This window comes from Paenibacillus sp. USDA918EY, from assembly GCF_009870825.1.
Classification (GTDB): Bacteria; Bacillota; Bacilli; order Paenibacillales; family Paenibacillaceae; genus Paenibacillus_AQ; species Paenibacillus_AQ albilobatus.
Genome location: NZ_WTWY01000013.1, coordinates 63,785 through 79,184 on the forward strand (window position 1 = coordinate 63,785; position 15,400 = coordinate 79,184).

A 15,400-nucleotide genomic window follows, 5' to 3' on the forward strand; every position below is an offset into this window, starting at 1 on the left:
GGTGGTTGAGAAATGGATAATATTTCAATAAGCGTATGTATGATCACAAAAAATGAAGAGAACTATATTGGGAAAGCGATAAGTTCCGTAAGGCCATTTGTAGAAGAGATCATTGTGGTAGACCATAATTCAACGGACTTAACACCCTATCTAGCCAAAGAAGCAGGAGCTATAGTTTTCAGACAGCCATGGAAAGACGATTTTGCAGCGGCTCGAAATTTTAGCATTACAAAGGCTAATCATCCCTACATTTTAATAATGGATGCAGACGAGACATTGGACTCCGATTTGGAGTCATTGCATGCAGCTTGTAGACAAATGAGGGATCATCCAGGTACAGCTGCTAGATTTGAGATTCAGAACGTTACAAATGATGGTTCTGTCATTACATGGGCTACTAGATTATTTCCAAACCTACCGGAATTTCGTTATCAAGGCCGTATTCATGAACAACTGCTTGCAGGTGGGGGAACAATTCCTACATGGGATACTCCTATCAAGTTAAAGCACTATGGTTATCTAAGTGATCAAATTCAAAGCAAACAAAAAATTGAACGGAATTTAAAACTGCTGATGTCGGAACTTGAAAGCAATCCAATCGATCCTTATATAAACTTTCAAGTGGCCCGAACATATGAACAGAACCGACAATGGGAACTTGCGTCCTATTACTACCATAACGCTGTAGAGAGAATCAACGGCACTGTTTTTCCTCATTATCACAGTACGTTGCTATTGCATTTGCTAAAATGTCTTATTTATTTAAAGAATTGGGATCTATTTTTAGAAATAATTCATTATGCACTCGAAATTTATCCGGATTATACCGATTTATATTATATATATGGAACTGCAGTGATTGAATCTCAAAACGTGGAGTGGTTCCCTGCTATTCCTCAAATTTTTGAGAGTTGCCTTTCGCTAGGTGAAGCTGATGGCAGAAAATATGAAACGACGAAAGGAGTAGGCAGCTACCTGGCTCATTATAACCTTGGACTGTATTTTGAAATAACGGGCACTATATCCAAAGCTATATACCATTACAGCCAAAGCAAGGAACTTGTTTACGATTCGGCCGGAGTAAGGTTGAATACACTAATTCAATAGTATTGGAGTTCTTAAAATGACCTTATCAAAAATATCCCTTTGCATGATCGTAAAAAATGAAGAACGTTGTCTAGAAAGATGTTTGGAAAGCGTTAAGGATGTTGTGAGTGAGATCATCATTGTAGACACCGGATCTACGGACAGCACTTTAGATATTGCAAAAAAATATACGGATCACGTATATCATTACGAATGGAACAATGATTTTTCCGATGCCAGAAATTACGCACTGCAGTATGCTACGGGTGACTTTATCCTTCATCTCGATGCGGACGAATATATAGGCAAAAATAAGGAGTCCCTGTTAATGCCTTTGGACCAGGACTATTATTACGTAAGAATTCGAAATGACCTTGGCCATGGTGTGGCCGAAGTTCATCGATTTATACGCCTGTTTCGAAACGATCCCGTACTTCGTTATGAGGGAGCTTTGCATGAGCAGGTAGACATGTCAAAACACCCGCATTTAAAACCAGGATTAATTGATGCGGTCATCTACCATGATGGTTACTTGGAGGATATTGTACGAGAAAAGTCCAAGAAGAAGCGCAATATGAAAATCATTCAAGATGAAGTAAAGAAAAATCCTAACGCATTTAATTATTTTAATCTTGGTGTTCAGTTTTCTCTTGAAGATCGGCATACAGAAGCATTAAAAGCATTTCAGAAGGCGTACAGTCTTGGGAAAGGGACTTCTTATGCTCCGCGTATTTTGATGTTTATAATGAAAAGTTTATCCGAAATGGGGAGAAACGAAGAGGCTGTTGCAGTAGGGGAAGACAGCGCAATTTTATATGCCGATCATGCTGACTTTCAATATCGGCTTGGTCTTATATACGAAAATGTTGGTTATGACAAAGATGCGGAACAGTGTTTCCTGAAATGCTTGGAAATAGGCGAAGCCAGAAATGCGTTACAATTTAACCATTATGAGGGTACAGCATCTTATCTTGCACATGGGAAACTAGCGGAATTGTACCTACGTAATGGCCAGCATGAGTTAGCTAAAAAACACTTTTTGAAGGCTGTTCAAGAAGCGCCCGACCTTTCTTTCTTGATACAGGTATTTATTGAGTTATTCCCTAGTTTAAGAGGAAACGAATTTGTGGATGCCTTATTCAAAATATGGCCATTTAACGATTTAAAGAGAGTAGAGCAAATGGTTTCTGTACTGTATAGCCTTCGTCACCCGGGAGCATTAGATCTTGTCCGATGCTATAAGGTGAAAGTTCCAGTGGAATTCGAAGGTTGGGCCGCAACATTGGAAGGAGACTACTCTGCGGCGAAACGAATTTGGAGTGAAATTGAGCATGTTAGAGATGCCTTTTTCGGGGATTTAATCTTACTCGGCGTTTTGAGTCATGATCCTGATCCATTAATACAGAATCGCCATGTGTTTAGTTTGAGGAACAGGGAATGGAGATGGTGGAATAGTCTTGTTTGCGGTGAAGAGCTTCCAGAAATGCCTTTCTCAAAAGAAATGAAAGAACAGCTCATTAAATTGGTGAACATCCTCATCAGGCTAGGGCAATTTACAAGCTTAGAGCAATTAATACATGCCTCAAGTCAGCCTATATTTAGATTTATTATTGCCGATCAATTAAATAAAAAAGGCTTTAAAGAAATAGCCCTTGACATTATCGTTGAATCCTCTGAATCATCTGAAAATGTTGAAATCTATGCTTTAGTAAGAGACATACTTAGAGATTTGGGGAATGTAGATGATGCATTGTATTATGCGAAACAAGCATACGGCGTCTTGCCTAATTATAGTAACGGCTATCAACTATTAAAATTACTTGAAACCTGCAATCAGATCGTTGAGGCAAGAGAAGTCCAATCTGAACTTATGAATCTTGAACCCAAGTCATTATGGTTTAATAAAACTTATAAGATCTTCAGTTCATTAACCTAATATAAACTGAGCGACACTGAAGTGGCGACAACCATGTTTCAGAAGGGGGGATTATCATACTTCGACAAGTCTTATCAATTCAACACCATAAACAAGTTGAAGATTTCAAAACCATTTCTTTTTACAAGAGAAACCTATACCCAAAGCCTAGTAACAGCAAGACTTTCCATATTGTTTATGTAATGAATCATGTAAGCATATGCGGTGGGGTCAAAATCATTTTTGAACAGGCGAACCGCTTGACATTGTTGGGTTACCAAATAACGATTGCTTCGTGGTTTCCGCGCCCCGAGTGGTTCCCTTTAAATGCAACATATATTCAATTACCTGCCGGCTCGAGTTTAGGGGATGCAATTCCAAAATGCGATTTAATTGTAGCCACCTACTATACCCATATCTATGATTGCATTAGAACGGGGATTGCTCCGGTGGTTTATTTTGAGCAAGGAGATTTTCATTTATTTGATAATAATCGTATGAGTACGGATGACCTCCATTATGTACGAAAACAGATCTCATTTGCAGATGCGGTTTACACTGTTTCAGAACAAACAGCTAAATCACTAAAACAACATTATAGCTGTGAGGCAAAAGTAATTCATAATGGGTTGGATTCATCTAGATTTAACGTAGAGGTTCCTAAGTATGAGTGGCCTAACCCGTATATGTTAATGATGGGGGATGTGAATACGACTTTTAAAGGAGTATCAGATATATGGGAAGCCTACCAAATGCTTCGTTTAAATCATCATAGAGTTGATCTAATTTGGATTACACCGACTGAACCAGCAGAAGAAATTAGAAACATCCCATGGATTAGTAAAATTGTTGTAAACCCGTCTCAATCCGAGATTGCCAGCTTGTACAGAGGGGCTCTATTTTTCGTATCCGGCTCCCACTACGAGTCTTTTTCTCTACCAGTTATGGAAGCGATGATGTGCGGATGCCCTGTTATAACAACAAATAATTTGGGCGTGTTGGAATACGCAAAGCATAGAGAAAATGCCCTATTAGCTGAGATTAAAGACCCTGGAAGCCTATTTGATCAAATGGTTGATTTAATAAATGATATCCAATTAAGAGAACAATTGGTGAAAAATGGTTTAGAAACCTCCTCCGCGTTCACTTGGGAAGTAATTATTCCAAAGATTGAAGCCTATTATAGTACTTTAGCCGAACATGAGCTAGAAGCAATAAATACGTTAGATGACTGGGATATATTCGTTACACAGGATTCGTTTGAACACATGGATGACTTTTTCCGTTTTATAAGTCGACTTTTGCAGAGTCAGCGTGACGAAGTTCAATTGCCTGTAATTTATGAAGTTTTTGAAAATCATCGGATCGGTAGGTGGGAAACGGCTGCTAGAAGAAAAGGGAGCGACAAAGACAGGTTACCTGTTGATCGTGCGTTATATTTTGTGAGAACCAGCAATAAAATAGAAGGCACATATGGCGAGGCCATCTACGGATTACAGACAGGCCTTTACGAACAATCTTTCCGTATATTTTCAGAATTATTAGATGAAGCCTCAGAGGATATGCGGCCGACATATATTCGATGGTTGATCCTTTGTCTTTTGGAACAAGAGAAGGACCATGAGGCACTTCAACTAATCGGAAAAACACTTCAAGTTTATTCAGACCATGCTGATTTCTACTATTTATATATTGTAGCTTCCACACTGTTAGGAAGAGGAGACTTGGATGATATAGTCGGAATTACTAAAATTTTGGGAGATGCTGTTCATTATCCCGAGTTTTTCATAGGCACGGCCTTGTTAGCTGAAAAGCAAGTCAAAGCATCTCTTCAGACAATTACAACATTTTGAGAGGATGAGGCATCTTGAACGGCACATATATCGGAAATAATAAAATGTTAGTGAAACTGGCTTACAATGCGATGATTACGGTTCCGGCCGATGATTTAAGCCTTATGCCTACTTTTGTAACTACGGGGATGTTTGAGGTGCCTCTAACAAAATACTTTTTAAGCCATATTAAGCAGGGGTATAACATTGTGGATGTTGGGGCCAATGTCGGTTATTTTACGGTACTTGCTTCAAAATTGGTGGGCAACTCTGGAAAGGTTTTTGCGTATGAAGCTGATTCAAAAACTGCTTCGATGCTAAAGGATAATCTGGCGATGAACTGGACGACTGAAAACGTAAAAGTCATTAATAAGGCCGTTTACTCTGAAAGTAAATTAATGAAGTTTCTTAGCTCCGAACGATTTATTGCTTACTCCTCCCTTCATGAAAAGCCAAGTGATGAAAACGTTCAGGATACGTTTACGACTAAAGAAGTCGAAGCTGTTGCTTTGGATAACGAACTTAAGAATATAGATTCCATCGATCTGGTGAAAATCGACATCGAAGGCGGTGAATACCACGCTTTCTTAGGGATGATGGGCTTGCTACAGGAACAAAAGATAAAAAAAGTTACTTTTGAGTGGAATCCTCCTATGTTAGGGGGAGACACCGAAAACTTCCTGTTGTTGTTAAGTGAAATTTTAAATAGTTTCGATGGGCGCCTCTATTTGTTAAATCAGGAAGGAGAGCCTGTGGCAACTACCCTAAAGGAAGTTTCTAATTATGAGTTTCTTCCTTTTGTGCTCATTGAATTTTAATAGAGTAAAGAGCTGTATAAGTATTCGTACTTTTCTCTATTATTCAACCCGAAGGCTTTTGAAAAAAAAGCCAATCCGCAGAAATTGAAAACGTCAACGGAGCACGTGGACCACAAGCGGCTGACATAATCAAATTTATAATCATCCGGCCTTGTTTGGGCCGACCTGCACAAATTAATGTACGGTGGTTAACGATTAGAGTTGCAAGCAAACGAGACCCTAAGAAACTAGGTCACTGAAAAAGTCCGTTTCATAGAAAAAGGTACAGTCCTTCAAGAAAGTTGAAGAGTCTGTACCTTTTTTGCGATAAATGAATCCCCAATAATATAGAGTGTACCCCTTATAGTGACATTGAAAAACACCCTGGAGATATTCTGATGAAATACTATAGGGGGGGCTTTTGATCATGACAAAAAAGGGGCAGGAATTAAAAAGAAAACAATAGAAATGCGATTAGTGGGCATGACAACAGCGGCAGTAGCGAAAGAACTGGGGATTGCTGACATCGGTCGATTGAAGGTGCGGACGGGGAAATACAAGACTAAGTTGGTATTTTACTAGGGCGCCATTATAGAATAACAATTAAACCAAATTATTGCTATAAAAGTAATAAATATCAAATTATTTCATGGACACATTATAACATAAATGGTAGATTACTAGTGCAGGGGGATCATATTTATATCCAAAGGAGGGTAAAAGTTGAAAAAAATTAGTTATTTTTTACTAATTGCTGTTTTTGTTTTAAGTACAGTATTTGTCAGCCCATCAGGGGCAAAGGCGGCATCACAATATACAGGTGGGCTATTGGATGGAGAGCCGATTCAAGTAGGAACCGTAATTGGACAACCATTAAGTGTGGCTTCACAGTTATCTGACAACAATCCGTCTACTTACACCGATTTAAGTGGAGGAAAGTTTGCTTGGTACACATTTTCTTCGCCGGCAGAAATTTCAGCGGTCGTTGCGAAATCTTTGAACCCAGTAGTGGTTGAATTCTATGATTCAAACAATAACTTGCTGCAAAGATATGAATTATTGAATAATGATGGGGTTCAGACGCTCCCTGCCCCGGTACAGAATGTTTCGACCGTTGCATTAAAGTACACAGGAAGCAGTGCCAGAGTCTACGAATGGAACGTCTTTACTACTCCGTCAACTGCACCGTTACCTACAACGATCAACTGGATCCAAAGTGGTGATCAGATCGTCAAACTGGATTGGGCTGCGACTGGAGCGGAATCGTATAATGTGAAGCGTGCCACTTCTTCTGGCGGGCCATACATATTGCTTGCAAATGTAAAAGACACAACTTATTCCGATACGACTGTAACCAATGGAACAACATACTATTATGTGATTACAGCAGTGAACCGGGCGGGAGAAAGTGCTAATTCCCCCGAAAAAGGGATTAAGCCGGATGCAACCAAGTATACGGGGGGACTACTTGATTGGCTTACCCTGCAAGTGGGTAAATCAATTTCCTCTCCGACAAGCACTACTCGGAATTTAACGGATAATAACCCGACCACTATTACCGATCTAAGCGGTGGGAATTTTGCATGGTACACATTTTCTTCGCCGGTAGAAATTTCAGCGGTCGTTGCGAAATTTGTGAATCCAGTAGCGGTTGAATTCTATGATTCAAACAATAACTTGCTGCAAAGGTATGAATTATTGAATAATGATGGGGTTCAGACGCTCCCTGCCCCGGTACAGAATGTTTCGACCGTTGCATTAAAGCACACAGGAAGCAATGCCAGAGTCTACGAATGGAACGTCTTTACTACTCCGTCAACTGCACCGTTACCTACAACGATCAACTGGATCCAAAGTGGTGATCAGATCGTCAAACTGGATTGGGCTGCGACTGGAGCGGAATCGTATAATGTGAAGCGTGCCACTTCTTCTGGCGGGCCATATATATTGCTTGCAAATGTAAAAGACACAACTTATTCCGATACGACTGTAACCAATGGAACAACATACTATTATGTGATTACAACAGTGAACCGGGCGGGAGAAAGTGCTAATTCCCCTGAAAAAGGGATTAAGCCGGATGCAACCAAGTATACGGGGGGACTACTTGATTGGCTTACCCTGCAAGTGGGTAAATCAATTTCCTCTCCGACAAGCACTACTCGGAATTTAACGGATAATAACACGACCACTATTACCGATCTAAGCGGTGGGAATTTTGCATGGTATACGTTTTCTTCGCCGGTAGAAATTTCAGCGGTCGTTGCGAAATTTGTGAATCCAGTAGCGGTTGAATTCTATGATTCAAACAATAACTTGCTGCAGAGGTATGAATTATCGAAAAGTGATGAGATTCAGACACTCCCTGCTCCAATACAGAATGTCTCGACCGTTGCATTAAAGCACACAGGAAGCAATGCCAGAGTCTACGAATGGAACGTTTTTGGAAAAGGTGGAGAACTTCCTCCAGAGGCGCCGTTAAACTTGACCGCAGCGGCTGGTAACAAAAGTGTTGTATTGAATTGGAACAACTCAGGCAATGTCGCTACGAGTTTTAATGTAAAACGTGCTACGGTATCTGGTGGTCCGTATAGTGTAATTGGCAGCGTTACGGGAGATACTTATAGCTACATAGATAATAATGTAGTCAATGGAACTACCTATTTTTATGTCGTCACAGCTGTCTCAGCAGCAGGAGAAAGCGCAAACTCGAACGAAGCTTCCGCTACTCCAAGAGCTGATGTTGTAAATCCTCCTATTCCAGGTCCAGAAGGAGAACGGGCTTTACTGCGTATTATTCTCATTAATGGAATCGAAAAGGAATATGACTTATCCATGTCTGAAGTCGTTTCCTTCATTAATTGGTATGAAGGACGCGCTAACGGAACTGGAACTACAATGTATGCCATAGATAAGCACAATAATAATAAGGGACCATTCGTAAATCGTAAAGATTATGTATTCTTTGATAAAATTATTACGTTTGAAGTTAATGGTTATAATACAGGGACAAGTATTCCAGAGACCCCTCCCTTTGATCCCGAGGCCCATTAAACCGGGATAACAATATCAATACAACAATTATATTTCACGTTTGCAATTAATTTACAATAAACCATTTTCCTTTCCAATTGACAACAAACAAGCCTCAGTGGTATATTCAGGAATGTGGACGAAAGTCACACTTTATTTGATGACGAAGGGAATGTTTGTGCATGCAAGGAAAAGTTAAATGGTTCAACGCAGAAAAAGGGTATGGCTTTATCGAAACGGCTGAAGGCGGCGACGTATTCGTACACTTCTCCGCAATTCAATCCGAAGGTTTCAAAACTTTGGAAGAAGGTCAAGACGTTGAATTCGACATCGTCGAAGGCGCTCGCGGACCTCAAGCTGCTAACGTAATCAAACTATAATCATCCGGCAAGGCCGACCTACATATACGGTTAGATGGTTAAGTAATTGGAAAACGATAGCATCAAACCCCGGAGAAATCCGGGGTTTTTTTAATGCCCTCCTTAGGTTCATTTTCGCTCGTTTTGTAAGTAGTACATGCCCTTCGCAATAAGCTGAGCAGTAAAAACATAAGCGCTTACAGCCGCGTCGTTGTACACAGAAATGCCTTTTTACATTGCGTTAACAAATGTGATATAATGGAATTGCAAAGGAGGAGTGCCATATGAATTTAAGTGTTCGAGGTCAACAGATCGACGTGACGGATGCTTTGAAAGACTACGTTGACAAGAAGCTCCGCAGACTTGAGAAGTACTTTGATGCACCCCTTGCCTCAGAAGGATATGTAACTTTGAGTGTCGTTCGAGGTTTGCACACCGTGGAAGTGACGATTCCTCTCCCGGGCGTTATGCTTCGGGCCGAAGACCGCAGCGACGATATGTATGCATCCATTGATGCCGTTGTGGACAAGTTGGAACGCCAAATCCGCAAACATAAGACCAAACTGAACCGAAAGTTCCGTCAAGAAGGCAGCCTGAAGACGCTGTTTGCCGATGAGGCGGCCGCAACAACGGGCGTGGCACCATCCGAGCAACAGACGGATGAAGATCATGAGGATTTCGAAGTGGTCCGCATCAAGCGCTTCACGTTCAAGCCGATGAATGTGGAGGAGGCCATTTTGCAAATGAACATGGTCGGACACAATTTCTTTGTATTTTCCAATGTGGACACCCAGGAAGTGAGCGTTGTTTACAAACGTAATGACGGCAAGTACGGTTTGATCGAACAAACGGAACCCGATACGTATTAAGCAGCACCGCTTTGAAAGGTACATTTTTGCAAATGATGTAAAAATTAATATCCGAATATAACGAAAAAAGAGCTCAAATCCTGCAACGGATTGGGCTCTTCTTACGTATATAGATCGTAGGGCCAAAAACGGCCCGTGCATTGTCGTCCGCACTGTTGCGGCTTTACTTACAAACTGTTACAATTTATGCAAACGCCATTTTCAGGATTTTATAAGTAGAGGCTTGAATATGATCCGAAGGATTTGGCAATATCCAGAAGTTCAACGAATTAACTTCAAACCGTAATAACGGTCTGGGTGAAGTCGATTCTGTTTTACGGATAATTTCATTCAGACAATCACCTGCATTTCTGTATGAATCGGTTCGTCAGCGAATCCCGTCATCCAGCGCATGTCTGTGAGGGTGGGTTCTCCGGATCGATTTCATTTGTTGATAACCCTGATTTCTTGAAGTTAATTTAACATTTGTTTTGCGTGAAAGGGGTTAACCATGCTAGGACTTGTTAAAAAAATCTTTGGTGACACGAATGATCGCGACGTCAAACGTTTGATGAAAACGGTCGATATCATTAACAAACTAGAACCGGATTTCGAAAAGCTGACCGATGAGCAGCTGAAAGCCAAAACGGCGGAATTCCGCGCGCGCATCGAAAAAGGGGAAACGCTCGACGAACTCCTTCCCGAAGCGTTTGCGACCGTCCGTGAGGCCTCCAAGCGCGTTCTCGGCAAAAGACATTACGATGTCCAGCTGATCGGGGGCATGGCGCTTCACGAGGGCCGCATTGCCGAGATGAAAACCGGTGAAGGTAAAACCCTCGTCGGCACGCTGCCGGTATATCTGAACGCTCTCCTTGGCCAAGGCGTGCATGTCGTTACGGTCAACGACTACCTTGCACAGCGCGACAGCCAGGAAATGGGCCAAATTTACGAATTTTTGGGCATGACCGTCGGGGTGAACCTGAACGGAATGGACCATGCCGACAAACAAGCCGCTTATGCCTGCGATATTACGTACGGCACGAACAACGAGTTCGGCTTCGACTATCTGCGCGACAACATGGTGCTGTATAAAGAACAGATGGTGCAGCGCCCGCTGTACTTCTGTACGATCGACGAAGTGGACTCCATTTTGATCGACGAAGCCCGTACGCCGCTGATCATCTCGGGACAAGCTCAAAAATCGACGCAGCTTTACTACGTCGCCGACCGCTTCGTGAAGACTCTCCAGGCGGAAGAGGATTACACGGTCGATATTAAGGTCAAATCCGTTGCGCTCACCGAAAAAGGCGTAGCGAAAGCGGAACGCGCTTTTGGCATCGAGAACTTGTATGACCATGCACACGTGACGCTTAACCACCACATCGTGCAGGCGCTGAAAGCCAATGTCATTATGCGCCGCGATGTGGATTATGTCGTGACCGAAGACGAAGTCGTCATCGTCGACGAATTTACGGGCCGTCTGATGGCCGGACGCCGTTACAGCGACGGATTGCACCAGGCGATCGAAGCGAAGGAAGGCATCGAGGTTCAGAACGAAAGCATGACGCTGGCCACGATCACGTTCCAGAACTATTTCCGGATGTACCGCAAGCTGGCGGGCATGACCGGTACGGCGAAAACCGAGGAAGAAGAATTCAAGAAAATTTACGGCCTGGAAGTGCTCCAGGTGCCTACGAATAAACCGAACCAACGGAACGATATGCCGGACGTGGTGTATAAGAGCGTCAACGGTAAATTCAAGGCGGTTGTCGATGAAATCGTAGAACGCCATAAGAAAAACCAGCCGGTTCTGGTCGGTACGGTATCCATCGAAAACTCCGAGCTCATTTCGGATATGCTGAAGCGCAAAGGCGTCAAGCACCAGGTGCTGAACGCCAAATACCACGCTGAAGAAGCCGAAATCATTGCCCGCGCCGGACAACCGGGAGCCGTTACGATCGCCACCAACATGGCGGGCCGCGGTACGGACATTTTGCTGGGCGAAGGCGTAGCCGAACTGGGCGGTCTGCACATCATCGGTACGGAACGCCATGAATCCCGCCGGATCGATAACCAGCTTCGCGGACGCGCGGGACGCCAAGGCGACCCGGGCTCCACGCAGTTCTACCTGTCGCTGGGCGACGAGCTGATGAAACGCTTCGGTGCGGACAACGTGCTGAACATGATGGAGCGTCTCGGTTTTGAAGAAGACCAGCCGATCGAAAGCAAAATGATCACGCGCGCGATCGAATCCGCGCAAAAACGCGTCGAAGGCAACAACTTCGATCTGCGTAAGGTCGTCCTCCAGTACGACGACGTCATGAACCAGCAGCGTGAAATCATCTACAAGCAGCGCCGCGAAATTTTGGAATCCGACAACATCAAGGAAATCGTCATGGACATGATCAAGCCGGTCATCGACCGCGTCGTCGAAGCGCACTGCCAGGACGATATTCCGGAAAACTGGGAGCTGCAGGAGGTTGCCGACTACGTCAACAGCAAGCTGCTGGATGAAGGCTCCCTCACCCGCGACGATTTGTGGGGCAAAGAAATTCCGGAGATGGAAGAGCTCATCTTCGAAAAAGTCAAAACCAAATACGACGAACGCGAAGAACGCATCGGCTCCGAACTCGTGCGCGAGTTCGAGAAGGTCATCGTGCTCCGTTCCGTGGACAGCAAATGGATGGATCACATCGACGCCATGGACCAGCTTCGCCAAGGTATTCACCTTCGCGCTTACGGCGGCACGGATCCGCTTCGCGAGTACCAGTTTGAAGGCTTCGAAATGTTCAACGAGATGACGGCCAGCATTCAGGAAGAAGTGGCTACTTACGTGATGAAAGCTCATATCGAAGCAAACCAGGAGCGCCAGGCGGTCGTGGAAGAAAGCAAAATTTCCACCAACGGCGAACCTACGGAGAAAAAACCGGTGCATGTCGGGGAACAGATCGGGCGCAACGATCCTTGCCCATGCGGCAGCGGCAAAAAATACAAGCACTGTCACGGGCAAGAATAACCGGACCTGAATAAATTGAACTGAAGATTAGGGACAATAAACTTTGGTTCATTTTAAGAGGATAGAATGCATAAGGAAACAGACTCCCTTGAATCAAAGGCCTTGGGCATCACGAAACGTGGTGCGCCAAGCTCCTTTGTTTAAGGGAGTTTATGTCGATAGAAGAGGTGAAGAACAATCATGATCGATGCATCTGTCAAACATGATTTGCGGGAAATCGCAACCAAATTAACCAACCTTAGGGGGTCTCTTTGACTTAGATCTCAAACAGGAAATGATCGCCAACTACGAGGAAAAGATGTCCGCGCCCGATTTTTGGGATGACAACGAAAAGGCGCAAGGCATCATTGCCGAGATGAACGCGGTCAAATCTTCCGTAGACCAATACGAAAAGCTGAAGCAGGAATACGACGACGCCTCCATGATGGTTGAGTTGGCCGAAGAGGAAGGCGACGAGTCGCTTATCGGGGAAATCACCGAAGCAGTCACGAATCTTAAGAAAAAACTTGAGGATTTTGAGCTGAATCTGCTGCTGAATCAGCCGTATGACAAAATGAACGCCATTCTGGAGCTGCATCCGGGAGCGGGCGGCACGGAGTCCCAGGACTGGGGCCAAATGCTGCTGCGGATGTATACGCGATGGGCGGAAAAAAGAGGCTACAAGGTCGAAGTCCTCGACTATCTTCCTGGCGATGAAGCGGGCATTAAAAGCGTCACGCTCCTCATCAAGGGCTTCAATGCTTACGGATATTTGAAAGCCGAAAAAGGCGTTCACCGTTTGGTGCGGATCTCGCCGTTCGATTCGTCGGGCCGGCGCCATACCTCGTTCGTATCTTGCGACGTCGTGCCTGAAATTACGGATGACGTCGAGATCGAAATCCGGACCGAGGATCTGAAGATCGATACGTACCGGGCCAGCGGCGCGGGCGGCCAGCACATCAACACGACGGACTCGGCCGTGCGGATCACCCACATCCCGACGGGCATCGTGGTGACCTGCCAAAACGAACGGTCGCAGATCAAAAACCGGGAGCGGGCGATGACGATGCTCCGTTCCAAGCTGTACGAACGCAAAATCGAAGAACAGCAAAAAGAGCTGGATGAAATCCGAGGGGAACAGTCGGATATTGCCTGGGGCAGCCAGATCCGCTCCTACGTATTTCATCCCTATAGCATGGTAAAGGACCACCGCACATCAGTAGAGACCGGCAACGTCGGCGCCGTGATGGACGGGGATCTGGATCCGTTCATCGACGGTTATTTGCGCAGTCAAATTAAAGTGGATACCGAATAAACCTAAAAATTCCTACACGCGATATAGATTGAACGAAGGATTATTTTTCTTAAGTTCACCTGTATCGTTGTAGGAATTTTTTTGCGTTCAACGCCATGATTGGGCTGATTCATCACGCCCGTGAGCAGTTATCATTTTTTTGACCAAGGAGAGAAAAAAGAATATGTCGCATGCAGAAGTTTCGGGCCGCAGAAAGGCCTCCATCCTCCCGCCATCGGGACCCCTCCGCCATACGGCGGATATTGCCCTGATCATCATCGGTTCATTTGTGATCGCTTTAGGGTTTAATTTGTTTTTCCTGCCCAACGGCATTGCCTCCGGCGGCGTGTCGGGGATCTCGGTGCTGTTTGATGCGTGGTTTGGCCTGGAGCCTGCGTATACGCAGTGGGCGCTGAATATTCCGGTGTTTATTTTAGGGTTCTTGCTGCTCGGCAAAAATTATGCCGTTCGTTCGCTGCTTGGCAGCATCGTGCTGCCGCTGTTCGTCTATGTGACGAAGGATTGGCCGCTGCCGACGGATAACCCGATCCTCGCTTCGATCTACGGGGGGATCGCCGTGGGTTTGGGCATCGGCATCGTGTATCGCGGCAGAGGATCGACCGGCGGGCTGGCGACCGTCGCCCAGATTATCCAGAAGTACAGCGGGCTCAATTTTTCCCTGTGCGTGGTGATGCTTGACGGCAGCGTCATTTTGTTGGCGGCCTGCACGTTATCCCTCGAAAAAGCGCTGTATGCGCTTGTAGGCCTTTACGTCTCCGGGAAGGTCATTGATGCGGTGGAGCTGGGCTTCAGCTACTCCAAAGTGGCGTACATTATATCCAATCACACGGATCGGATCAGCGAGGCTGTTTTGCACGAGCTTGACCGGGGGTTGACGAAGTTGAATGCCCAGGGCGGTTACACTGGGGATGACCGTACCGTGCTCATGGTCGTCATCGGTCAAAGCGAGGCGACGCGCCTCAAAACGCTGGTCCGTTCCGTTGACCCCAAAGCGTTTGTCATTATCAGCAGCGCCCACGAGGTGCTCGGGGAAGGATTTAAACTGGAGGCATAACGAAGTTGCGGAAATGAAGTTATGGATCTGGAGTGATGAAATAGAAGTTACGGGAAAAGGGAGGCGGTCGCCATCATGGATGGTTGATCAGCCTCCTTTTGCCGATAAACAATAGTCTTGCTCGTAATGAGGAGGTATAGATTGCGCCGGCGGCAAATATATCTAC

Annotated in this window: 10 protein-coding genes; all 10 read left to right on the top strand. The window is 44.7% G+C overall.

What is annotated here, in order from left to right; all coding sequences use genetic code 11:
• Window positions 1–12 precede the first annotated feature (12 nt).
• The 10 genes from GQY55_RS22165 (at window position 13) to GQY55_RS22210 (ending at window position 15,234) form a co-directional block, all read left to right on the top strand.
• Window positions 13–1,107: a glycosyltransferase family 2 protein gene (locus GQY55_RS22165; protein ID WP_160044098.1), complete on the top strand. Its 1,095-nt coding sequence runs from the start codon at window positions 13–15 to the stop codon at window positions 1,105–1,107.
• Between the two features lie 16 nt (window positions 1,108–1,123).
• Window positions 1,124–3,022, top strand: coding sequence for a glycosyltransferase (locus GQY55_RS22170; RefSeq protein ID WP_160044099.1), 1,899 nt, complete (start codon window positions 1,124–1,126; stop codon window positions 3,020–3,022).
• A gap of 182 nt (window positions 3,023–3,204) precedes the next feature.
• Complete coding sequence (locus GQY55_RS22175) at window positions 3,205–4,854, top strand: glycosyltransferase family 4 protein (protein WP_236575790.1); 1,650 nt, start codon at window positions 3,205–3,207, stop codon at window positions 4,852–4,854.
• A gap of 14 nt (window positions 4,855–4,868) precedes the next feature.
• On the top strand, window positions 4,869–5,651 hold the full coding sequence (locus GQY55_RS22180) for an FkbM family methyltransferase (protein ID WP_160044101.1): 783 nt from the start codon (window positions 4,869–4,871) through the stop codon (window positions 5,649–5,651).
• A gap of 702 nt (window positions 5,652–6,353) precedes the next feature.
• Entirely contained in the window at window positions 6,354–8,684 is a 2,331-nt protein-coding gene (locus GQY55_RS22185) for a fibronectin type III domain-containing protein (protein WP_160044102.1), read from the top strand.
• Window positions 8,685–8,845: 161 nt separating this feature from the next.
• On the top strand, window positions 8,846–9,043 hold the full coding sequence (locus GQY55_RS22190; RefSeq protein ID WP_018887618.1) for a cold shock domain-containing protein: 198 nt from the start codon (window positions 8,846–8,848) through the stop codon (window positions 9,041–9,043).
• Between the two features lie 263 nt (window positions 9,044–9,306).
• On the top strand, window positions 9,307–9,891 hold the full coding sequence (hpf, locus tag GQY55_RS22195; protein WP_160044103.1) for a ribosome hibernation-promoting factor, HPF/YfiA family: 585 nt from the start codon (window positions 9,307–9,309) through the stop codon (window positions 9,889–9,891).
• Window positions 9,892–10,381: 490 nt separating this feature from the next.
• Complete coding sequence (gene secA, locus GQY55_RS22200) at window positions 10,382–12,886, top strand: preprotein translocase subunit SecA (RefSeq protein ID WP_160044104.1); 2,505 nt, start codon at window positions 10,382–10,384, stop codon at window positions 12,884–12,886.
• A 180-nt stretch (window positions 12,887–13,066) separates the two neighbouring features.
• Window positions 13,067–14,180, top strand: a protein-coding gene (gene prfB / locus GQY55_RS22205; RefSeq protein ID WP_160044105.1) for a peptide chain release factor 2 whose coding sequence is annotated in 2 segments (ribosomal slippage) — window positions 13,067–13,138 and window positions 13,140–14,180 — 1,113 coding nt in all. Because the reading frame shifts where the segments join, the coding sequence is not laid out codon by codon here.
• Window positions 14,181–14,343: 163 nt separating this feature from the next.
• Complete coding sequence (locus GQY55_RS22210) at window positions 14,344–15,234, top strand: YitT family protein (RefSeq protein ID WP_160044106.1); 891 nt, start codon at window positions 14,344–14,346, stop codon at window positions 15,232–15,234.
• The last annotated feature ends 166 nt before the right edge of the window (window positions 15,235–15,400 follow it).

Excerpts from the sequence above, each read along its gene's own strand:
- secA (WP_160044104.1), top strand. The coding sequence starts at position 10,382 with ATGCTAGGACTTGTTAAAAAAATCTTTGGTGACACGAATGATCGCGAC.
- GQY55_RS22165 (WP_160044098.1), top strand. The coding sequence starts at position 13 with ATGGATAATATTTCAATAAGCGTATGTATGATCACAAAAAATGAAGAG.
- GQY55_RS22210 (WP_160044106.1), top strand. The coding sequence starts at position 14,344 with ATGTCGCATGCAGAAGTTTCGGGCCGCAGAAAGGCCTCCATCCTCCCG.
- hpf (WP_160044103.1), top strand. The coding sequence starts at position 9,307 with ATGAATTTAAGTGTTCGAGGTCAACAGATCGACGTGACGGATGCTTTG.
- GQY55_RS22175 (WP_236575790.1), top strand. The coding sequence starts at position 3,205 with ATGAATCATGTAAGCATATGCGGTGGGGTCAAAATCATTTTTGAACAG.
- GQY55_RS22170 (WP_160044099.1), top strand. The coding sequence starts at position 1,124 with ATGACCTTATCAAAAATATCCCTTTGCATGATCGTAAAAAATGAAGAA.
- GQY55_RS22190 (WP_018887618.1), top strand. The coding sequence starts at position 8,846 with ATGCAAGGAAAAGTTAAATGGTTCAACGCAGAAAAAGGGTATGGCTTT.